General features: G+C 72.3%; 16 protein-coding genes. 8 read left to right on the top strand and 8 right to left on the bottom strand.

What is annotated here, in order from left to right; all coding sequences use genetic code 11:
* The first annotated feature begins 14 nt into the window (after positions 1 to 14).
* Together WMF33_RS09080 and WMF33_RS09075 are read left to right on the top strand one after the other, a co-directional pair.
* Complete coding sequence (locus tag WMF33_RS09080; protein WP_437336772.1) at positions 15 to 1,598, top strand: DUF1552 domain-containing protein; 1,584 nt, start codon at positions 15 to 17, stop codon at positions 1,596 to 1,598.
* A gap of 50 nt (positions 1,599 to 1,648) precedes the next feature.
* Positions 1,649 to 3,976, top strand: a complete 2,328-nt coding sequence (locus WMF33_RS09075; protein ID WP_437336771.1) for a di-heme oxidoredictase family protein — start codon at positions 1,649 to 1,651, stop codon at positions 3,974 to 3,976.
* Between the two features lie 4 nt (positions 3,977 to 3,980).
* Here the strand turns inward: WMF33_RS09075 and WMF33_RS09070 are convergent, their stop codons facing one another.
* Positions 3,981 to 4,766: an SDR family NAD(P)-dependent oxidoreductase gene (locus tag WMF33_RS09070; RefSeq protein ID WP_437336770.1), complete on the bottom strand. Its 786-nt coding sequence runs from the start codon at positions 4,764 to 4,766 to the stop codon at positions 3,981 to 3,983.
* Positions 4,767 to 5,105: 339 nt separating this feature from the next.
* Here WMF33_RS09070 and WMF33_RS09065 point away from each other — a divergent pair, with 339 nt between their 5' ends.
* The 4 genes from WMF33_RS09065 to WMF33_RS09050 all read left to right on the top strand — a co-directional run bounded on the left by WMF33_RS09065 (position 5,106) and on the right by WMF33_RS09050 (position 11,940).
* Positions 5,106 to 7,568 carry a lysyl oxidase family protein gene (locus WMF33_RS09065; RefSeq protein ID WP_437336769.1) on the top strand — a complete coding sequence of 821 codons (2,463 nt, stop codon included), beginning with the start codon at positions 5,106 to 5,108 and terminating at the stop codon, positions 7,566 to 7,568.
* Positions 7,569 to 7,669: 101 nt separating this feature from the next.
* Positions 7,670 to 9,490: a M16 family metallopeptidase gene (locus WMF33_RS09060; protein WP_437336768.1), complete on the top strand. Its 1,821-nt coding sequence runs from the start codon at positions 7,670 to 7,672 to the stop codon at positions 9,488 to 9,490.
* Positions 9,491 to 9,493: 3 nt separating this feature from the next.
* Positions 9,494 to 11,140, top strand: a complete 1,647-nt coding sequence (locus WMF33_RS09055) for a M16 family metallopeptidase (RefSeq protein ID WP_437336767.1) — start codon at positions 9,494 to 9,496, stop codon at positions 11,138 to 11,140.
* Entirely contained in the window at positions 11,137 to 11,940 is an 804-nt protein-coding gene (locus tag WMF33_RS09050; protein ID WP_437336766.1) for a phosphatase PAP2 family protein, read from the top strand. Before WMF33_RS09055 ends, WMF33_RS09050 begins: the two co-directional genes overlap by 4 nt.
* A 22-nt stretch (positions 11,941 to 11,962) precedes the next feature.
* On the opposite strand, the gene WMF33_RS09045 is transcribed toward WMF33_RS09050, so the two are convergent.
* Positions 11,963 to 12,385 (bottom strand): DUF1992 domain-containing protein, encoded by a 423-nt coding sequence (locus WMF33_RS09045; RefSeq protein WP_437336765.1) that lies wholly within the window; start codon positions 12,383 to 12,385, stop codon positions 11,963 to 11,965.
* Positions 12,386 to 12,556: 171 nt separating this feature from the next.
* Between WMF33_RS09045 and WMF33_RS09040 the strand changes: the two genes are divergently transcribed.
* A complete protein-coding gene (locus WMF33_RS09040) occupies positions 12,557 to 13,015 on the top strand; it encodes an SRPBCC family protein (RefSeq protein ID WP_437336764.1) in 459 nt (152 codons plus the stop codon).
* A 126-nt stretch (positions 13,016 to 13,141) separates the two neighbouring features.
* Here the strand turns inward: WMF33_RS09040 and WMF33_RS09035 are convergent, their stop codons facing one another.
* On the bottom strand, positions 13,142 to 13,399 hold the full coding sequence (locus WMF33_RS09035) for a hypothetical protein (RefSeq protein ID WP_437336763.1): 258 nt from the start codon (positions 13,397 to 13,399) through the stop codon (positions 13,142 to 13,144).
* A 276-nt stretch (positions 13,400 to 13,675) separates the two neighbouring features.
* Here WMF33_RS09035 and WMF33_RS09030 point away from each other — a divergent pair, with 276 nt between their 5' ends.
* Positions 13,676 to 14,656 (top strand): hypothetical protein, encoded by a 981-nt coding sequence (locus tag WMF33_RS09030; protein ID WP_437336762.1) that lies wholly within the window; start codon positions 13,676 to 13,678, stop codon positions 14,654 to 14,656.
* A 152-nt stretch (positions 14,657 to 14,808) separates the two neighbouring features.
* Here WMF33_RS09030 and WMF33_RS09025 read toward each other — a convergent pair whose 3' ends face one another.
* From WMF33_RS09025 to WMF33_RS09005, 5 genes are all read right to left on the bottom strand, one after another.
* Complete coding sequence (locus WMF33_RS09025) at positions 14,809 to 15,972, bottom strand: sigma-54 interaction domain-containing protein (protein ID WP_437339459.1); 1,164 nt, start codon at positions 15,970 to 15,972, stop codon at positions 14,809 to 14,811.
* Between the two features lie 130 nt (positions 15,973 to 16,102).
* Positions 16,103 to 16,858, bottom strand: coding sequence for an ABC transporter ATP-binding protein (locus tag WMF33_RS09020; protein ID WP_437336761.1), 756 nt, complete (start codon positions 16,856 to 16,858; stop codon positions 16,103 to 16,105).
* 20 nt (positions 16,859 to 16,878) lie between these two features.
* Complete coding sequence (locus tag WMF33_RS09015; protein WP_437336760.1) at positions 16,879 to 17,661, bottom strand: ABC transporter permease; 783 nt, start codon at positions 17,659 to 17,661, stop codon at positions 16,879 to 16,881.
* Between the two features lie 19 nt (positions 17,662 to 17,680).
* A complete protein-coding gene (locus tag WMF33_RS09010; RefSeq protein ID WP_437336759.1) occupies positions 17,681 to 18,541 on the bottom strand; it encodes an ABC transporter permease in 861 nt (286 codons plus the stop codon).
* Positions 18,542 to 18,590: 49 nt separating this feature from the next.
* Positions 18,591 to 19,673, bottom strand: coding sequence for an ABC transporter substrate-binding protein (locus tag WMF33_RS09005; protein ID WP_437336758.1), 1,083 nt, complete (start codon positions 19,671 to 19,673; stop codon positions 18,591 to 18,593).

Below are 19,673 nucleotides of genomic sequence, written 5' to 3'. Positions count from 1 at the left end.
GGAGCGATGCGCACATGAAACGCTTGATGACACGCAGGAACCTGTTGCGCGGCGCGGGCGTCTGCCTGGCGCTGCCGTTTCTCGAGAGCCTCGCGCCGCGCCGGGCGCGCGCGGGGGAGCCCGGCACGCCGAAGCGCTTCGTGCTCTGCACCTTCCCGAACGGGGCGCCCCACCACTGGTGGGAGACGGCCCCGGCGTTCGGAAAGACGCTGAAGGGCGCCGATTTCAAGCTGCCGAGGGTGCTCGAGCACTTCGCGCCGGTGAAGTCGAAGATGCTCATGATAAGCCGCCTCGGCAACTACACCTGGAGCAAGGAGCAGAACCCGTTCATAGAACCGTCCCACTCTCGCTGCGCCGCCGCGCTGTCGACCTGCGTCGACGCCGATCAGCTGGGGAGAGCCGCGGGGCAGGACCTCGGCGAGTGGGTGGGCAACGGCGTCTCGGTCGACCAGCTCATCGTCCAGAAGGCCGGCCCGGAGCAGGCGACCCGCATCCCGTCGCTGCAAACGGGGCTCGGGGTCAAGCCAGGCTTCTTCGACGGGCGCAGCTACGCCTACAACCAGGCCGTCTCCTGGAAGGGCCCGCGCGAGCCGCTCAAGCGCTCGGTCAACCCGAAGGCGGTGTTCGACGCGCTCGTCGCCGCGGGCGCGGCGCCCGCGGCGCCCGTGCCCGGGCAGACCGACGAGCAGGCCAGGATCGAGGCGGAGCGCCGCGCGGCGACCGAGAAGAGCGTCATCGACGCCGTGCTCGCGGACGCGAACTCGCTCATGAACCGGGTCGGCTCGGACGATCGCAAGATCGTCCAGCAATACCTGGACTCGCTGCGCGCGATCGAGAAGAACGTGACCCGCGTCCAGTCGACGATGACGCCGGGGCAAGGGAGCCTCGGCTGCAGCCCGATCCGCGAGCCCGGCGTCGTCCCAGAGCCGCCCGGACAGCAGGAGGGGCTCAACGAGAACGACAGCACGGAGGCCGGCGAGTACAAGCACGACGATCACGCGAACGTCATGATCGATCTCATCGTCATGGCCATTCAATGCGACGTGACCCGCGTCGTCACCCACATGCTCGACGACGCGCGCTCCGAGTTCGAGTACCGGTGCATCCCGGCGGACGTCCGCGCGAAGGTGGGCCTCGAGTACCGGGAGGGCAGCAGCCTCCATTATCACTCCTGCCAGCACGGCCCGGGCAACCTGGGCAGCACGAACGAGGGCGGCCGCTACGCGGTCGTCGAGGAGAGCAACCTCGATTTCGCGGCGATCAACTGCTGGCTCGGCCAGAAGACGGCGCAGCTCGCGCAGCGGCTCGACGCGATCCCCGAGGGCGACGGGACGGTGCTCGACCACTGCGTGATGATGTACATGAGCGAGATGCGTACGCACGATCACGACGCGTACGATCTGCCCATCGTCCTTCTGGGCGGCGACGGCGTCTTCCTGAACGACGCGCACGTCGCCTACGACGCGCTCGGAAGCGATCGCCAGCTCCGCGATCTGTGGTTCACCGTCATGAACCAGTATTACGGCCTGGGCGTCGCGTCGTTCGGCGACGATCTCCGCGGCGAGCCGAACCGGCTGCTCGAGGAGATCCTGCGGTAGCGCGGGGAATCGCGGTTTTTCTGGATGGGCTCACGTCGGAGGGTAGCGCGATGATCGAACGCCGCACACGTCGGCTATTGTCTCGGGGTCTCCACGTCGCGCTCGGGCTGCTCGCGGCCTGCGCGGCAGGGCTCGGGTGCGCGGGCGACCCGTCGCCGGCGTCTCCCCCGCCGGGCGGCGGGGGCGCGCCGCCGGACGGCGGGGGCGGCGGGGGCGATCCCCCTCCTGCGCCGTGCGTGGAGGCGGACGGCGGGCCGTCGCTGCCGCGGGCGTTCGCGCTCAATTGCGGCGGGTGCCACAGCGCCCACGGCGGGACGAGCGGCGGGTTTCCCGATCTGTTCGCCTTCGACGGCTCCCTGGAGGCGTTCACGGCGCAGGTGCGCACCGGCAAAGGCCGCATGCCGGGCTTCGGCGAACAGGCGATCACGTCGGCCGACGTCGAGGCCATCTACGCCTATTTCTCCTCGGGCGCGCCGCCCGCCGCGACCTGCCCCGGCGGCGAGGTCGACCCCGGCGAGTGCTCCGGCGTGAGCGGCCAGATAGCCCCCCTGTTCCCCGCGGCCGCGGGCGGCAAGGCGATCACCACGACGGCCGCGGACGGGACGATCACGCTCGAGGCGGCGGGGCGCGTGCGCGGCCGCCACGAGCGAGAGGAAGAGTTCAGCCCGTTCCAGCCGCGCTATTTCGAGAACCGCAGCTACAAGTTCATCGTCGAGGACGCGATCCCGGCGGGCGGCAGCACGGTCAAGTTCACCTGGCTCCCGAACGCGAAGGCGTCGGACACGCAGGTGATCAACTTCCGCTGCTGGTACACGGGCGACGGCAACGTGTTCCACTCGAACAACGGCATGGACCGCGTCACGAGCACCCACTGGGAGTTCGTCGTAGATCGCAACGCCAGGGAAGGCAGGGAGATCCGCGAGGGCGATCTGCTCGAGTTCGAGTTCGGGGTGTTCCTCGACCCGGCCACCGTCGAGGGGAGGACCAGCTATTACAGCGACACGTTCCGCTACCGCGTCGGCAGCGGCGAGCTGACGCCGTTCGACCAGCCGAACGAGGCCGCGCTGTCGGGCGGAGACGGGACGATCCCGTACATCTACGCGGAGCCGCACCTCTATTACGAGCAGATGGCGCTGAACATCCAGGAGGGCTCGATCCAGCGCTTCCTCGAGGGGCGCCGCCTGTTCCACACCGACTTCGCCACCGGCGAGCACACCGAGGGCGGCAATCCCGCCTTCGACGAGCACGCGGGCAAGGCGGGGCCGCTCTCGAACCAGACGACGTGCGCGGGCTGTCATATCCACAACGGTCGCGGCGCCCCGCCCGAGCCCGGCGAGGCGATGGAGACCGCCGTCGTGAAGCTGTTCGGCGCCGGGGCGAGCGCCGACGGCAAGCCCGCGGCAGACCCGATGTACGGCCGGCAGCTGCAGGACAAGGGGCCCGACGGGCGCCCCGGCGAGGGCACGGCCACCGTGGCCTACGCGGAGGAGCCCGGGCAGCTCCCCGACGGCACGCCGTATGTCCTGCGCCGGCCCACGTTCCGCTTCGACGGGCTCTCCGCGGGGCAGATCGCGAGCTACTCGGTCCGCGTCGCCCGGCCGGTCGTGGGCATGGGCCTCCTCGAGGCGATCGCGGAGGAAGCGGTGCTCGAGCGCGCGGACGGGATGGACTGCAACCAGGACGGCATCTCGGGCCGTCCGAACCTGATCCCGGATCCGGTCTCGGGGGCGCTGCGGCTGGGGCGCTTCGGCTGGAAGGCGGGCAAGGTGAGCGTGCCCCACCAGGTCGCCGACGCGCTCGTCGCGGACATGGGCGTGACGACGAGCCTGTTCCCGGTCGAGGAGTGCGGCGAGGAGCAGGCGGGCTGCCGGGCCAGCGCGAGCGGGACGCCGGAGCTCTCCGACGAGGATCTCGACCGGATGGCGGCCTACATGCGCGCGCTCGGCGTGCCGCCGCGCCGCGACACGGCGGACCCGGCGGTCCAGCGCGGCGAGGTGCTGTTCAGCCAGGCAGGGTGCGCGAGCTGCCACGTCCCCTCGATGAAGACGGGCAGCCATCACCCGTTCGTCGAGCTGCGCGATCAGATCATCCACCCCTACAGCGATCTGCTCCTCCACGACATGGGCGAGGCGCTCGCGGACACATCGACGAGCGAAGCCCTGGCGGGGCCGCGCGAGTGGCGGACGCCGCCGCTCTGGGGCATCGGGCTGCTCGAGGCGGTGAACGGCCACACCCAGCTCCTGCACGACGGCCGCGCGCGGGACGTCGTCGAGGCGATCCTGTGGCACGGCGGCGAGGCGGACGCCGCGAAGCAGCGCTTCGTGGCGCTCCCCAGGGAGGACCGCGACGCCGTCGTCGCCTTCCTTCGCTCGCTCTGAGCGCTCAGAGCCCCGAGCGGCGCGCCATCCGCTTCGAGATCCAGCGCATCGGGCCGGGCGCCACGCGGGCGGCGAGGCTCGCCGTCTTCACGAAGAGGCTCGTCTCCCAGACGTCCTGGCGCGCCTCGACGGCGCGCACGATCCCCTCGGCGACCTCCTCGGGGCTCTGCGGCTTGTGGCCCGGCGGGCGGTAGCCGACGTTGTCGTCGGTGACCACGGCGTTCGCGTGGAACGGGGTCGCGACCGGGCCCGGGCGCACCACGAGCACGCGCACGCCCCGCGAGGAGAGCTCCGCGCGGAGCGACATCGAGAGCGCCTCCAGCGCGAACTTCGACGAGGCGTACGCGCCCATCCGCGGCGCGGCGACGAGCCCCGCGATCGAGGAGACCATGACGATCGTGCCCTGCGCGGCCGAGAGGGGCTCGATCGCGAGCTGCGCGAGGCGCACGGGCGCGACGACGTTGAGCCGGTAGATCGCCTCGAGCTCGGCGGGGTCGATCTCCAGCGACGGCGCGTAGTAGCCGCGCCCGGCGTTGTTCACCAGCACGTCGATCCGGCCGTACGCGGTGAGCGTCCGCTCGCAGAGCGCCTTACGGTCCTCCTCGGCGGTCACGTCGCCGGCCACGGCGAGGGCGTCGCCGCCCGCCGCGCGCACCTCCTCGACGACGCGATCGAGCGCCTCGCGCCCGCGCGCGCTCAGCACCACGCTCGCCCCGCGCTTCGCCCAGGAGAACGCGAGCGCCCGACCGATTCCGCTGGATGCACCGGTGATGACGACGACAGGAGCCATGTCGGCGAGAGTATACGCTCCTCGGGTGAGCTGAGGAAAATACGCAGTCCCCCGCCCTCCAGCGTCGGCCCAGGCGCGGCGCGCGTCGCACGTCACGGCGCGAGGTGCGGCCCGAGGCGCCGCGACGCCGATGTCGCACCGCGCCCGCGCCGCTCGCAGCACGCCGGACATCGAGGGACCTCTCCTCGGCGCCGATCGGAGTCCTAGGCCGCTGCGCGCGTGCTGTCTTCCACCGCGCGCACCGCGCGCGCGCCTACCATGCGGGCCTTGCTTCGCTGCGCGCAGGGGCGACACGACGCCGCCCGCTCCGCGCGCGTCGTCGAACCTCACCGGGTGAACATGAAGAAGCTGATCAGCGCGTTGCTCACGGGATCCTTCGTTGTCGCGGTGGCCGCCTGCGGCGACGACGGTCAGGCCGATCCGCCCTCGGGCACGGGAGGAAGCGGCGGCTCGGGAGAGGGCGGGAGCGTCGGCGGCGGCGACGGCGCCGCCGGGAGCGCCGGCGGCGGCGACGGCGGGGACGGAGGAGGCGTCCGGTGCGCCGGATCGGACCTCGTGTGCCCCGAAGGCACGCGGTGCGAGATCGACGCGGAGGGCAAGCCGTCGGGCTGCACGGCCGCGTGCGAGGAGGCGCGCGCCTGCGGCGACGCGGCGTGCTGCAGCCCCGGCGCCGCGTGCGTGGACGGCGGCTGCGCGGCGGCGGACCTCGTGCTCGAGCCCGCGCAGCGCGGAGAGCCCGTCACGTTCGCCGCGATCACCGTGGGCGAGGACGCGTGCGAGCTGATGCACGGCTGCGTCGGCGCGAGCGGGCGGCGGGCGCTCCTGCGCTTCAACGTCTCGCTCCGGAACGCCGGCGACGTGCCGCTCGACCTCGGCGCGCCCTCGGAGAGCGCCGTGTTCGAGCCGAATTTCTGCGAGGACAGCTACGTCGTCCCGCGCTTCTTCCGCGCGCGCCTCAAGCAGGGCGAGGCGGCGGTCGCCGAGGCCGAGCTCGACGCGCGCTGCGTCGCGACGCCGGGCGGCCAGTACAGCTGCAGCGCGCAGGGCCTCGGCCCGGGAGAGCGCGTCGATCAGCCCGGCACCGTCGCGTGCAACGCCGTCGACGTGACCGGCGTGCCGGCGGGGCTCTACGAGCTCGAGATCACCGTCAACCCGAACAGGACGATCGCGGAGGCGAGCTTCGACAACAACACGATCGTCCTCCCCGTCGACTACCCCGCCTGCGACGGCGCGATGTGCGGCGGCGCGTGCTGCCCGAGCGGCCACGCGTGCGCGGACGGGGTCTGCATGGTGCCCGACCTGCGCCCGAACAAGGAGCGCATCGTCGACACGGTCCAGTTCTCGTACCAGACGTTCCCCGCGGACGCCTGCGAGATCGTGGAAGGGTGCATCGCCGGCCCCGGCAGGCGGCACCTCCTCCAGTTCGAGGGGCGCATCGAGAACGCTGGCCCCGCCCACCTCGACCCGGGCTCCGAGTTCGACAACCCGCTCTTCGAGTACGCGCAGTGCCACGGGCACTTCCATTTCAGGGAGTTCACCGATTACCGGCTGGTCGACGCGAACGGCGAGGTCATCGCGCGGGGCCACAAGCAGGCGTTCTGCCTGACGGACATGGAACCGCTCGATCTCGAGTCCCCGGCGACGCCGGGCTTCCCGACCTCGGGGGGCAATGGGTGCAACTTTCTGAGCGCGGGGTGGGCCGACATCTACGACGTCGGCGTGCCGTGTCAGTGGGTCGACGTGACGGACGTGCCCGAGGGGGATTACATCCTCCGCGTCGCCGTCAACCCGACCGGCGCGGTCGCCGAGCAGTCGATCGAGAACAACGTGGTCGAGGTGCCCGTCCACGTCCCGGCGTACACGGCGTGCGTGCCCGAGCCGGAGATCTGCGGGGACCTCGTGGACCAGGACTGCGACGGCGTCCCCGACAACGGCTGCGCGGGCGCGGGGTGCGTCGTGCCGCTCCCCGAGGTGTGCGGCAACGAGGTCGACGAGAACTGCAACGGCGTCCCCGACGACGGCTGCGCGCCGATCCCGGGCGCCGACAGCTGCGAGACGCCGGGGGAGCTCGCGGCGTCCATGGATTACGCCGCGCAGATCACCGCGGAGAACACGTCGGACGTGGCCCTCTCGTGCGGCGGCGAGGGCGGCGAGGTGTTCTTCCGGTTCACGCTGCCGTCCGAGCAGGTCGTCTACCTCGGGACCCTGGACTCCGAGATCGACACGGTGCTCGCGGTGCTCGAGGGCGACGGGTGCGGCGGCGCCCCGGTCGGCTGCGCGGCCCGGAGCTGCGGCGCCATGTCGCTGGGCGCGCACTTCGCGGCGAAGCTCCCGGCCGGCGCCTACACGGTGGTGGTCAAGGCCGTGAGGCCCGGGGACTCCGGCCTGGTGCGCCTCCGGTTCGAGCGCCCGACATGCCTCGGCGAAGGCGCCGGGGTGATCGCGGGCAGCGGGCTCTTCAGCGGCGACACCACCGGGGCGCCGATCCCGCCCGCGGCCCTGTGCGGCCCGAGCAGCCCCGAGCAGCCGTACTATGTCCCCGTATGCCCGGGGGTCCCCATCCTCGTGTCGTCGTGCGGCCTGACGGAATTCCCGATGACGCTGAAGACCGCGGACGATGCCTGCAATCCTATCCATGTCCATTGCTCCAGCGCCCTCGGGGGGTGCCCGGGCGCGACGGACGGGGCCAACGCCTCGATCTTCGGGATGAGCTCGGGAGGGGGCCTCGGCTCCATCACCGTGAGCGGACGCACGCCGGTGGATTTCGGGCCATACCAGCTGTTCGTCACGCAGTTCTTCTGACCGGAGCGCGCCGCCGGGCGTGACCCGCGCGGCGGCGCTCCTCGCGCGCCACGAGCGAAGTTTGCGCTCGGCCTCGGGCGATCTGCGCTAGAACCGCGCCCATGCGAGCCAACCATCCGTCCGAACGGAGGCGCCTCCGGGCGCTCTCGTCCCTGTCCAGCGCGCTCGTCGCCGCGCTCGGCCTGACGTTGCCCGCCTACGCCGCGCCCCCCGCCGCGGCGCCCCCGGCCGCTGCGGCGCAGCCCGCGACGGCCGCGCAGCCCGCGACAAAGCCGGGCGCTGCGGCGCAGCCCGCGACGGCGGCGAAGCCCGCGGCCGCTCAGCCCGCGACGGCCGCGCCCGGGGCCAAGCCGGCCGCGCCGGCGCCGGCAGGGGCGACGCCGGCCACGACGAGCGTGAGCGTCATGATCCCGGTCGAGAAGTACACGCTGGAGAACGGGCTCGAGGTGATCCTGCACGAGGATCGCCGCACGCCCGTCGTCGCCGTCAACCTCTGGTACCACGTCGGCTCCAAGGACGAGCCGAAGGGGAAGAACGGCTTCGCCCACCTCTTCGAGCACATCATGTTCCAGGGCTCGAAGCATGTCGGCGAGGACATGTTCTTCAAGTACCTGGAGCGGGCCGGCGCGAGCGATCGCAACGGGACGACCAACGCCGACCGCACGAACTACTTCGAGACCGTCCCGGCCAACGAGCTCGGGCTCGCGCTCTGGCTGGAGAGCGACCGGATGGGGTGGCTGCTCGATCACGCGAACGACGAGACGTTCGCGAGCCAGCGCAACGTCGTGAAGAACGAGCGCCGCCAGAACTACGAGAACGCGCCCTACGGCCTCGTGCCGCAGTTCCTCCGCGCGGCCATGTTCCCGGAGAGCCACCCCTACCACCTGCTGACCATCGGCACGCCCGAGGACCTCGACGCCGCGCGGATGGAGGACGTCCGGGCCTTCTTCAAGACGTTCTACGTGCCGAACAACGCGACCCTCGTCGTGGCGGGCGACATCGATCGCGCCCGGGCGAAGGAGCTCGTCGAGAGGTACTTCGGCCCGATCGCGAAGGGCGCCCCGCCGCCCGTCGTGACGAAGCCCGACCCCGGCGACCTCGCGACCGAGAAGCGCCTCGAGATCGAGGCGGACGTGGAGCTGCCCCGCGTGACGATCAGCTGGGTGACGCCGCCGATGTTCGCGCCCGGCGACGCGGAGCTCGACCTCGTCGCCAACGTCCTCGCCTCGGGCAAGACGAGCCGGCTGTACAAGAAGCTCGTCTACGATCTCCAGATCGCGCAGGACGTGTTCGCGGCCCAGCAGTCGAGCCAGCTCGCCAGCACGTTCCAGATCACGGCCACGCTGAAGAAGGGCAAGTCGCCCGAGCAGGCGCTGAAGCTGATCGACGCCGAGCTCGAGAAGCTGCGCAAGGCGCCGCCGACGCAGGACGAGCACGACCGGGCCCGGGCGAAGCTGCTCTCGGACCTGATCTTCAGCATGGAGCAGGTGACCAACCGCGCGAACGCCATCAACAACTACAACCAGCTCACCGGCGATCCGGGGTACTTCCCGAAGGACGTGGCCAGATACGAGCAGGTCGCGGCCGCCGACCTGCAGAAGGCGGCCGCGGATCTCCTGCCCCAGGGCAGGCGCGTGATCGCGCTCGTCACGCCGAAGCCGGGCGCCCCGAAGGCCGGGCGCCTCGTGAAGCCCACCGCGGCCGCTGCGCCGGTGGCTGCGACGCCGGCGGGCGCGAAGCCCGCGGCGGCGCCCGCGGTCGCCGCGCCGGCGGGCGCGAAGCCCGCGGCGGCGGCGCCCGCGGCGCCGGCAGCGCCCGCGGCCGACCGGCCCGAGCCCGCGCCGGCCATCAAGAAGCCCGCGGGCGACAAGCCCGCCGTCGACAAGCCCGCGGCCGGCACGGCCGCGCCGAAGGGGGGTTGAGCCATGCGCATGAAACGAATCCTCTCCGTCTCGCTCGCCGCCGCGGCGCTCGCCGCCTGCGCCTCGAACCCGCCGGCGCCGCCCGCCGCGACCGCCAAGGCGCCGCCCGCGTCGCCCACCGCCGCGGCGCAGCCCCCCGCGCCCGCGGACGCCTTCCGCCGCTCGCCGCCGCCCCCCGGGCCGGAGGTGGTCTTCGTGCCGCCTCGGATCGAGGAGGCGAAGCTCGCGAACGGGATCCGCGTCCTCGTCGTGGAGCGGCACGAGCTGCCGATCGTCGCGGTGGACGTGACCACCGTCCGGGGCGCCGACCAGGCCGGTCCGGGCGTCGGCGCGTTCGCGGGGGCGATGCTCACGCAGGGCACCAAGACCCGCTCCGCGCTCCAGTTCAGCGACGCGCTCGGCAAGCTCGGCGCGAGCTTCTCGTCCGGGGTCAACTTCGACGGCGGCGGCGTGCAGGGCCAGAGCTTGACGCCGCGCTTCGGCGAGATGCTCACGCTGCTCGGCGACGCGTACATGAACCCGGCGTTCGCGCCGGCCGAGATCGAGCGCGAGCGCTCGCGCCGCATCACCCAGCTCGCCGAGCTGAACGACCGGCCCGCGTCGCTCCTCTCCATCGCCCAGGGCCTGGTCCTCTACCCCGAAGGTCACCCGTACAGCGCGCCGCTGCTCGGCACCGAGGCGGCGCTGAAGAAGATCACGGCGGGCGCCCTCGCGCGGTTCCACGCCGCGCAGTTCCGGCCGGAGCTGACGACCGTCGCCATCGCCGGGAACATCACCAAGGCCGACGCGGTGAAGGAGGTGGAGCGGGTCTTCGGCGCCTGGAAGGGCCCGACCGGCGCGCCGCCCGTCCCGGCGAAGGCGGAGCTCCCGGCCGAGCCGCCGGCGCTCGCGGCGGGCGCGCCGCGCGTCGTGATCGTCGACCGGCCCGGGCTCACGCAGTCGTCGGTGACGGTGACGCTGCCGGGCGTGCCGCGCGCGACCAAGGACTACGACGCGCTCCTCGTGATGAACACCCTCCTCGGCGGGCAGTTCTCGAGCCGGCTCAACCTGAACCTGCGCGAGAAGCACGCCTACACCTACGGCGCGCGCTCCAGCTTCGACATGCGCCACGGGGCGGGCCCGTTCTCGGCGGCCGGCGCCGTCGTGCGGGAGAACACCGGCCCCGCCGTGAAGGAGATCTTCGCGGAGATCGAGCGGATGCGGAGGGAGCCGGTCACGATCGAGGAGCTCGCCGACGCCAAGGCGAACCTCATCCGCCAGCTGCCGGCCCGCTTCGAGACGGCGGGCGCGACCGCGTCGACGGTCGCGAGCCTCGCGGTCTACGATCTGCCGCTCGACGAGTTCGCGACGCGGCCGGCGCGGATCCAGCGGATCACGCCCGCGGACGTGCAGCAGGTCGCGCAGAAGTACCTCGTGCCCGAGCAGCTCCGGGTCGTGCTGGTGGGCGACGCCGGCGCCGTCGGAGAGCAGCTCTCGGCGCTGCAGCTCGGCGAGGTCATCGTCCAGAAGGCGCCGGGCGCGACGGCCGCGCCGCCGGCGGCCGGCAAGCCCGCGGCGCCCCAGGCCGGCAAGCCTGCGGCCCCCGCGGCGCCCCAGGCCGGCAAGCCCGCGGCGCAGCCGGCAGCTCCCCCCGCAGCGAAGAAGCCGTGAAAGCCGCGGCGCCGCTCGCCTTCGCGTGCGCGCTGGCGTGGAGCCCGACGGCCGCCGCGCAGGCAGGCCCGGCGGCGCCCGACTGGGCGTTCGGGACGCCGGGCGGCGAGGTGGCCGTCGCCGCCGTCTGCACCGCCTCGCTCGGAGCGTACCTGCTCCCCCAGCGCCGCTCGACGTGGGGCGCCGCCTCCAGCGAGGAGCGCAACGAGACCATCGGCCTCGTCAGCGACATCACCGGCGCCGCCGTGGGCACGATGCTCGTCCTCGGCAGCGGGTACGCCCTCGAGGGCGGCTACCTCGCGGGCGCCGGCGTCCGCCGCCCCTTCTCGCGGGCGCTCAGGACGTCGCTGATCGAGGTCGAGGCCGCGGCGCTGTCGACCGGCCTCTCGAGCGTGATCAAGCGCCTGGCGGGCCGGTGCCGGCCGCGCTCGTGGCGGACCGATCGGTGCGGAGACACCGATCTCGACTTCGACGCCTTCCCGTCGGGCCACACCACCCCGGTCGCCGCCATCGCGGGCGCGCGGCTCAACCTCGCGCTGCGCACGACCGGCGACGCCGCGCCGCGCCTCGGCGCGCTGGCCATCGCCGAGGCGGCCACCGTGGTGACGATGGCGCTGCGGATCGGCTCGGGCGCGCACTCGTGGCAGGACGTCGGCGCCGGCATGATCCTGGGCCACGTGACGGGCTTCGCGATCGCGGCCATCCACCCGATCGCGCCGAGCAAGGCGCCGTATGCGGCAGGTGCGCTGCCCGAGCCGACGCCGGAGCCCGCCGCGTTCACCTGGTCGTGGACGTTCTGATCGAGCGACGCCGGCCGGTCCGTCACCGATCGCGGCTGCGCGGACGTCGCGGCTCGGGGCCGGCCCCTGCAGCGAGCTTCGCGCCGGCCCGCGCCGCACCGTCGAGCAGGCTGACCAGGACGTGCTTGCCCGACGCCTCGAACAGCAGGGTGAGGCGCAGCGTCCGGTCCTTCAGCGTCTGCGCGAGCTTCTGCCGCGCCGGACCCGCGGGGGTGCGCGCGATGGCCTCGCGCAGGTCGGCGATCTCCCGCAGGAGCTGCACTTCCTCGGGCGCGCTCCCCGCGCACCGCGCGAGGAGGACCTCCATCCGCTCGTCGCGGCTCAGCCCGCTGAGGTCGTCCTCCTTGAGCGGCTTGCCCTGCCCCGGGAGCCGGTCGAGCTCTCCGCGCGCGATCGCGCCTTGGATGCGCGATTCGACCAGCTGATCCAGCCCTCTGAACGCCATGCAGCCGTCCTCTCCATCCGCTGGCCGGTCGGCCGCCGGCCCCGGGGAACCGCGCGCCGCGCGCCCCGTGCTGCTCCTCTAGGGGGCGCCCTCGACCTTGTCCATCGCCGGCACCTCGGAGGCCCATGCAGTTCGCGGGCGCGCCGGCGGGCCGCGATCCATGCTCACGCCGTGCCCATCTTCGAGAAGCGCACGCGCATCGCCGCGCCCCCCGAGCGGGTGTTCGCCTTCCACGAGGAGCCCGACGCGCTGGAGCGGCTCACGCCCCCCTGGGAGAAGGCGCGCGTCCTGGAGAAGACCGGCGGCATCCTCGTCGGCGCGCGCGTGGTCCTCGAATCGCGCGTCGGCCCCGTCCCGGTGCGCTGGGTCGCGGAGCACACCCGGTACGAACAGGGCAGGATGTTCCAGGACGCGCAGCGCAGCGGCCCCTTCAAGCGCTGGATCCACACCCACCGCATGGACCCCGACGGCTCGGGCGGCTGCTATCTCACCGACCATGTGGAGTACGAGCTGCCGCTCGGGGCCCTCGGCCGGCTCGGCGGCGGCCGCTTCGTCCGGCGCAAGCTGGAGCGGATGTTCGACTACCGCCACGAGGTGACGCGGCGGGCGTGCGAGGCCCCGCCGCGGTAGCCCCTCCGCGTCCAGCCGCTGCGGCGGCCACGCCGGGCGCGCCCCATCGCGCCGCGCGCCCATCGCGCCGCGCGCGGGGACCGCAGCCCCTGCGCCGCGCGCGGGGACCGCAGCCCCTGCCCTGCGTCAGCGGCGCGGATCGCCCTCGGGCCGCCCCCCCGGGTGCGCCGGATCGAACTGCGCCGGCCGGTCTTCGTGCGGTCCGTCCGCCGTGTAGCCCCGCTGCGAGGCGCCCTGCTGGCGAGCGATCTTCTCGACGTCGCTCGATCCCTGCGTCGTCTCGTCGTCGAGCTGCCGCGTCGGCGCCCCCGGCTCCTGCTGTTCGCTGCCGATATGCTGCTCAGCCTGCTTGCTCGGTCCTGCGTGCTGGTTCGTGGGTTTCATCATGTCACCCTGGAGCCCGATCGCTGACTGTAAAGTCCCTGGTTGCGAAGACGGGCGCCAGCCCCAAATGCCTTGTAATGCCGCGTCACGCGGTGACGCTTTCCATCGAGCGCCGCGCAGCGGTGCAGCAAACGCGGCGGTGAGGGATCGTCGATTCCGCTCACCTCGACGCGCCCATTTGAGTTTCTGCGTGGCCCCGATGCGCCGCAATGGCGTGAGCGCGGGTGGGCGAACGGAACTTGGCCGGCGACCGCCCTCTCGGCGTAGTCACGGCGCGTGCCGAGCACACCGCACGAGGTCCTGATCGTCGCATTGCGCGAGCAACCGGGGTTGCTCGGCGCGCTCGTCTCCAAGCTCACCGGCGTGAAGCTCCCGCGGAGCCTCAAGCCGGCCGACGCCACGCTCCGCTTCGTGAAGCCCGCAGAGCTGCGGCTCGATCTCGTGCTTCAGGGCGGCCGGCGCCGCTGGGTCTTGGTCGAGCTGCAGCGCGGCGTCGATCCGGCCAAGCGGAGGCGGTGGCCCCTCGCGGCCAGCTTGCTCTTCAGTCAGACCGGCGCGATGGGCGACGTGATCGTCATCACCGCGCGCCGCGCCGTCGCCCGCTGGGCCGAGCGCGTCGCGTGCGTGCGCACGCGCCTCGGGACCGAGCTCCAGCTCAGGCCGGTCGTGCTCCACCTCGGCGCCGATGAGAGCAAGGCGCTGCTCGACGAGCGCCACCCGGAGCTCGCGCTGTTCGCGGCGTGGGCCATGCAGCACCGCCATGGGCCCGGGGCGCGCGCCGTCGTCGAGCGGGCGTTCGAGCTGACCGAGCGGCTGCCGCGCGCGTTGCGACGGGCCCAGCAGCGTGCGATCCTCTCCGTGCTCAGCGAACGCATGCTGGAGCTCCTCAGGGAGGCCTCGATGAACCCCGACAAGATCCCGGAGACCCCCGCCGCCAGGAAGCTGCGCCTCTTCCTCGAAGCGCAGGGGCGGAAGAAGGGCCGGGCCGAGGGCGAGGCCAAGGGCCGGGCCGAGGGCGAGGCCAAGGGCCGCCAAGACGCGCTCCTCACGCTGCTGCGGGCGCGCGGGCTCTCGCCCTCGCAGGACGACGAAGCGCGCATCCGGGCCTGCGCCGACGCAGCGAAGCTCGACCGGTGGATCGCGCAGGCCGCCACCGCGACGACCGTGCGCGAGGCCCTCGGGACGAGGACCCAGAGCGCGAGGGCTCGCCCCCGCACGCCGGCTCGCTCCCGGCAGTCCCCCGCGTCGCGCTCCTGAATCGCGCCGGCGGCGCCTCCGCCGATCCACGCAGCTGCGCGACCGCACCCGCTTTCCCGAGCGGACGTGCCCCGCCGCCGAGCGACGCGCCCCGCCGCCGAGCGACGCGCCCCGCCGCCGAGCGACGCGCCCCGCCGCCGAGCGACGCGCCCCTAGCCCGTCCCTGGAGCGCGCGACGACGTGCTCGGCTCTCCCCGCCCGAACGCCGCGCCCGCCGCCCCGCCGCGCACCGCGCGGTAGCGCGCCAGCTCGCCGAACTGCGCGAGCCGGGCGCGCACGATGTTCCTGCTGATGCCGAGCAGCCGCGCCGTCTGGAGCTGATTGCGATCGCAATAACGGTACGCCGTCCGGATGATCGTCTCCTCGATCTGCTCGTGCAGGTTCGGCAGGTTCTGCTCGAACAGCGCGAGCAGCGCGCCCTCCAGCGACGTCGCCTGCGGCGTCGGCCGCACCTGGGACACGGCCTCCGCGCCCGCCCGATCCGACGGCGGAGGGCTCGTCCCCGCCTTCGGCTGGAGCGCCGTGAGGCGCAGATCCGCCGGCGTGACCTCATGCCCTCTGCAGACCAGGAGCGCGTGGTGCATCGCGTTCTCGAGCTCCCGGATGTTCCCGGGCCACGGGTGCTCCAGGAGCCGCGCCGTCGCCTCCGCCGAGAGCGCGGCCGGCGCCGAGCCGAGCCGCTGCGCGTACAGCTCGAGGAAAAAACGCGCCAGCGGCAGGATGTCGCCCGGCCGCTCGCGCAGCGGCGGGAGCGAGAGCGTCGCCACGTTGAGCCGGTAGAAGAGATCCTCGCGGAATTTCCGCGCGATCACCGCCTCCTCCAGGTTCACGTTCGTCGCCGCGATGAGGCGCACATCGATCGGGATCGGCTGGCGCGAGCCGAGCCTCACCACCTCGCGCTCCTGCAGCACGCGCAGCAGCTTCACCTGGAGCGGCAGCGACAGATCGCCGATCTCGTCGAGGAACAGCGTGCCGCCGTCCGCGGCCTCGAACCACCCGGCCTTCGAGGTCGTCGCCCCGGTGAAGGCGCCCTTCTCGTGGCCGAACAGCTCGCTCTCGACCAGCGACTCCGACCAGGCACCGCAGTTGACCGCCACGAAGGGCCGGCCCCGCCGGTGGCTGAGCGCGTGGATGTGACGCGCCACGAGCTCCTTGCCCGTGCCGGTCTCCCCGGTCACGAGCAACGTCGCGTCGCTGGGCGCGATCTGGCGGATCCGGTCGAGGAGCGCCTGCGACCGGGGATCCTCGAAGACCAGCGCCTTCGCGCGCAGGGAAAGAGCCAGCGAGCTCGGGTTGGGAAGCGTGAGCAACGGCATCGTCATCGGGCTTTACTCACCATGATAGCGGATGTTCCGTCCATTATAACGGACGACCATGGCGTGCGCCAGAGATCTTTCTCCGGCGCAGCCTTACCGGGGGCCCCGGACGGACCCGGGGCCGTTCGCGCTACGCCTCGAGGAGGTAGCCGCGCACCTCGTCGGTGAGCGCCTTGATGTCGTGATCCGTGCGCGACCGGGGGCGCGGCACGCCGACGGGGACGATGCGCTTGATCCGCCCGGGCCTCGGCTCGAGCACCACGACCCGATCGCCGAGGAACACGGCCTCCTCGACGTCGTGCGTGACGAGGATCATGGTGATCTTCTCCTCTTGCCAGATGCGCTGGAGCTCCTGCTGCAGCTTCGTGCGGGTCAGCGCGTCGAGCGCGCCGAACGGCTCGTCGAGGAGCAGGAGCCCCGGCCGGTTGACCAGCCCGCGCGCGATCGCCGCCCGCTGCGCCATCCCGCCGGAGAGCTGGTGCGGGTAGGCCCGCTTGAACGCCGACAGGCCCACGAGCTCGAGGTGCTCATCGACCGCGCGGGCCTTCTCGGCCCGCGTCCACGCCGAGTTCTCGAGCCCGAGCGCGACGTTCTGCTCGATGGTGAGCCAGGGGAAGAGCCGGTGCTCCTGGAAGACGATGCCCCGGTCGAGGCTCGTCCCCTGGACGCGCGCGCCGCCGACGAGGATGTCGCCCTCGTACTCGGTGTCCAGCCCGACGAGCAGCCGGAGGAGCGTGGACTTGCCGCAACCGCTCGTGCCCACCACGCTGATGAACTCGCCGGGGTGGATGGTCAACCCGATCCCCTGGAGCACCTCTAGGGACTCGTCCTTGACCACGTACTTCTTGTTCACATCGCGGATGTTGATGACTCCAGGCGAGCTCATGGATTCCTCCTCGAAGATGTTCACACGCCGCGGACGCGCCAGCGGAGCAGGCGCTCCTCCGCGGCCGTGGCCAAGAGGTTCAGGCCGAAGCCCACGAGGCCGGACACGATGAGCCCGACCAGCACGACGTCCATCGCGAAGCGCTCGCGCCCGTCGACCATCAGGCTGCCGATGCCCGGCGCGGGCTCGAGCAGGTACTCGGCGCCGAGGGTGCCGAGCCACGCATAGATGAGCGCCTGATGGACGCCCGCGAAGAGCGACGGCGCGGCGGACGGCAGGACGACCTTGCGGACGACCTGCCAGCGCGAGAAGCGGAGCACGCGCGCCACCTCGATGTGCTCGACACCGACGCTCCGCACGCCCTCGTAGGTGTTCACGACGACCGGATAGAAGGCGGAGAGCGCGATGAAGGCGACCTTCGCCTGCTCGCCCACGCCGAGCCACACCGACATGAGCGGGATCCACGCGAACAGCGCGACCTGCTTCGCGGCGTGGAAGCTCGGCGAGAACAGCCGGTCGGCGGTGCGCGAGAGCGCGAGGAGGCCGCCGACCGCCGTGCCGGCCAGCGTCCCGAGCGCGAACCCGAGGAGATCCCGGCCCACGCTGGCCCGGAGGTGGGCCCACAGCTCCCCGCTCTCGTGCTGGGCCTTCGCGGCCTCCCACACCGCGAGCGGCGGGACCAGGATGCGGGTGTTGGCGAGATCGTAGCGGCAGACCACGATCCAGGCGAACACGACGAAGATGGGCAGGATCAGGCCGCGCCGCAGCCGCGGCTGGACCAGAGCTTGCGTGATGGCGCTCATCGTTCGGACCTCGCGGGTGTCACAGGGCGGCGCGCCGCCAGCGGAGGAGGCGGGCCTCGATCTTCTCGAGCCCCTTGTCGAGGACGAGCCCGAGGACGCCCACGACGAGGATCGCCGCGAGCACCACGTCGAGCTGGAAGAGCTGGCGGCCCCAGACGATCAAGAACCCGACGCCCTCGGAGGAGGCCAGGAGCTCGACCGTCACGAGCGACAGCCACGCTTGCGTGAGGCCGTACCGGATGCCGACCGCGATCGACGGGACCGCGGAGGGGAGCACGACCTTCCGGAGCAGCTGGACGTTGCTGAACCGGAAGACCCGGGCGACCTCGATGTAGGATCGAGGGACGTTCTTGATGCCCTGGAGCGTGTTGAGCGCGACAGGGATGAGGCTCGCCTGCGCGATGAGGATCAGCTTCAGCGACTCGCCGATGCCCACCACCATCATGAACAGCGGCAGCCACGCGAGCACGGGGACCTGCGCGAGCGCCTTGAAGAGCGGGTGCACGTAGTCCTCGATCCGCCGCGAGAGCCCCATGGCGACGCCGAGCAGCAGGCCGGCCGCGCCGCCGACGGCGAAGCCGCCGAAGACGCGCCCGAGGCTGATGGCGATGTTCGTGTGCAGATCTCCCGAGCTCGCGAGCTCGGTCAGCGTCTGGAGGACGAGCCCCGGCGCCGGCAAGATCTGCGGCGGGATCAGCTCGCGCTGCGAGGCGAAGCTCCACGCGAGGAGGAGCGCCGCCGGGAAGATGAGCCCGACGGCGACGTTGCCCACCCGCCGCGACAGGAGCCGCGCGGCGCCGCCCGCGGGCAGCGCCACCTCGGGCGCCGCGAGCTTGTAGGCGGCCTGGGTCTGGCTTTCTTGGATTCCCTGCTGCGTCATCTTGGTTGCCTTTCGATCGTGGCGGTGCGCCGTGCCGCGCGCGCTCCTCTCATTGCCTTCCGGGGTGCTTGACCTTCCCGTTCGCGTCGAACTCGGGCCAGTAGCCCTCGAGGTTCAGCTCCTTGAGCGCCGCGTTCAGGAACCGCAGATCGATCCACGAATCGACGTCGAACGTATTCCTGATGAGGCCGAACCGCTTCGCGTCGGCAACGGCCGCCTTGTAGCGGGAGATCAGGTACTCATCGAACAGCGGGCTCGCGCGCACCTTGAGCGCGTCGCCCGTCTGGTCCGCCTTGAAGTTCGCGTAGGGCGTCCCCGACTTGGACCAGAGCTGGAAGATCGGCGCCGGGTTGGCCTCGTTCTGCGCGATCCAGTGGGCGGCCTGCACGACCACCTTCACGACGCGCTTGGTCACGTCCGGGTACTTGTTCGCGAACTCCTCGGTGACGATCAGGTGAGCGTGCCGCAGGTAGGCCGGCGAGTCGTTCTTCGTCGTGTAGACGATCTTCGCGATCCCCTGGTCCTGGAGCGTGAGGAGGTCGTACCCGCCGAAGGCGGCGTCGATGTCCCGCGTGGCCAGGGCCGCCTTGGCGGTCGCGGAGTCCATGTTGAGGATCCGGAGGTCGCGCTCCGACAGCCCGCTCCCCGCGAGGATCTTGTTGACGGCCAGCTGGAGGTTCGTGCCCTTGAAGAGGGCGACCTTCTTCCCCTTGAGGTCGGCGAGCGACGAGATCGACGAGTCCGAGGGGACGGCCAGGTACGTGTGCTGGCGCGTCGACACGCCCGCGAGCAGCTTCGTCTTGAGCCCCCCTGCCCTGCCGATGCTCGACGGCAGGTCTCCCTGGAGCGCGAAATCGAGGAGGTTGTTCGCGTACGCCTCGTTGACGGCGGGGCCGGCGCCCTTGAAGAAGGACCACTCGATCTTGATGTTGTCCTTCTTGAACTCCTCCTCGAGGAGCCCGCGCGCGTGCACCACGCTGAGGCTGCTGCCGCCCACGAAGGGGCGGTTGCCGATGCCCACTCCGGCGAACGCGACGCGGATGACGCGCGGCGCGTCCGCCCGGGCCGCGTGCGTCGAGAAGGTCAAGAGCGCTGCGATGAAGATCTGTAGAATGATAAGAGCTCGTCTCAT

Source organism: Sorangium sp. So ce394, from assembly GCF_051474665.1.
In the GTDB taxonomy this organism is placed as follows: Bacteria; Myxococcota_A; Polyangia; order Polyangiales; family Polyangiaceae; genus Sorangium; species Sorangium cellulosum_D.
This window is presented reverse-complemented; position numbering and strand designations above follow the sequence as displayed.

Excerpts from the sequence above, each read along its gene's own strand:
- WMF33_RS09080 (WP_437336772.1), top strand. The coding sequence starts at position 15 with ATGAAACGCTTGATGACACGCAGGAACCTGTTGCGCGGCGCGGGCGTC.
- WMF33_RS09075 (WP_437336771.1), top strand. The coding sequence starts at position 1,649 with ATGATCGAACGCCGCACACGTCGGCTATTGTCTCGGGGTCTCCACGTC.
- WMF33_RS09070 (WP_437336770.1), bottom strand. The coding sequence starts at position 4,766 with ATGGCTCCTGTCGTCGTCATCACCGGTGCATCCAGCGGAATCGGTCGG.
- WMF33_RS09065 (WP_437336769.1), top strand. The coding sequence starts at position 5,106 with ATGAAGAAGCTGATCAGCGCGTTGCTCACGGGATCCTTCGTTGTCGCG.
- WMF33_RS09060 (WP_437336768.1), top strand. The coding sequence starts at position 7,670 with ATGCGAGCCAACCATCCGTCCGAACGGAGGCGCCTCCGGGCGCTCTCG.
- WMF33_RS09055 (WP_437336767.1), top strand. The coding sequence starts at position 9,494 with ATGCGCATGAAACGAATCCTCTCCGTCTCGCTCGCCGCCGCGGCGCTC.
- WMF33_RS09045 (WP_437336765.1), bottom strand. The coding sequence starts at position 12,385 with ATGGCGTTCAGAGGGCTGGATCAGCTGGTCGAATCGCGCATCCAAGGC.
- WMF33_RS09035 (WP_437336763.1), bottom strand. The coding sequence starts at position 13,399 with ATGAAACCCACGAACCAGCACGCAGGACCGAGCAAGCAGGCTGAGCAG.
- WMF33_RS09025 (WP_437339459.1), bottom strand. The coding sequence starts at position 15,972 with ATGCCGTTGCTCACGCTTCCCAACCCGAGCTCGCTGGCTCTTTCCCTG.
- WMF33_RS09020 (WP_437336761.1), bottom strand. The coding sequence starts at position 16,858 with ATGAGCTCGCCTGGAGTCATCAACATCCGCGATGTGAACAAGAAGTAC.
- WMF33_RS09015 (WP_437336760.1), bottom strand. The coding sequence starts at position 17,661 with ATGAGCGCCATCACGCAAGCTCTGGTCCAGCCGCGGCTGCGGCGCGGC.
- WMF33_RS09010 (WP_437336759.1), bottom strand. The coding sequence starts at position 18,541 with ATGACGCAGCAGGGAATCCAAGAAAGCCAGACCCAGGCCGCCTACAAG.
- WMF33_RS09005 (WP_437336758.1), bottom strand. The coding sequence starts at position 19,673 with ATGAGACGAGCTCTTATCATTCTACAGATCTTCATCGCAGCGCTCTTG.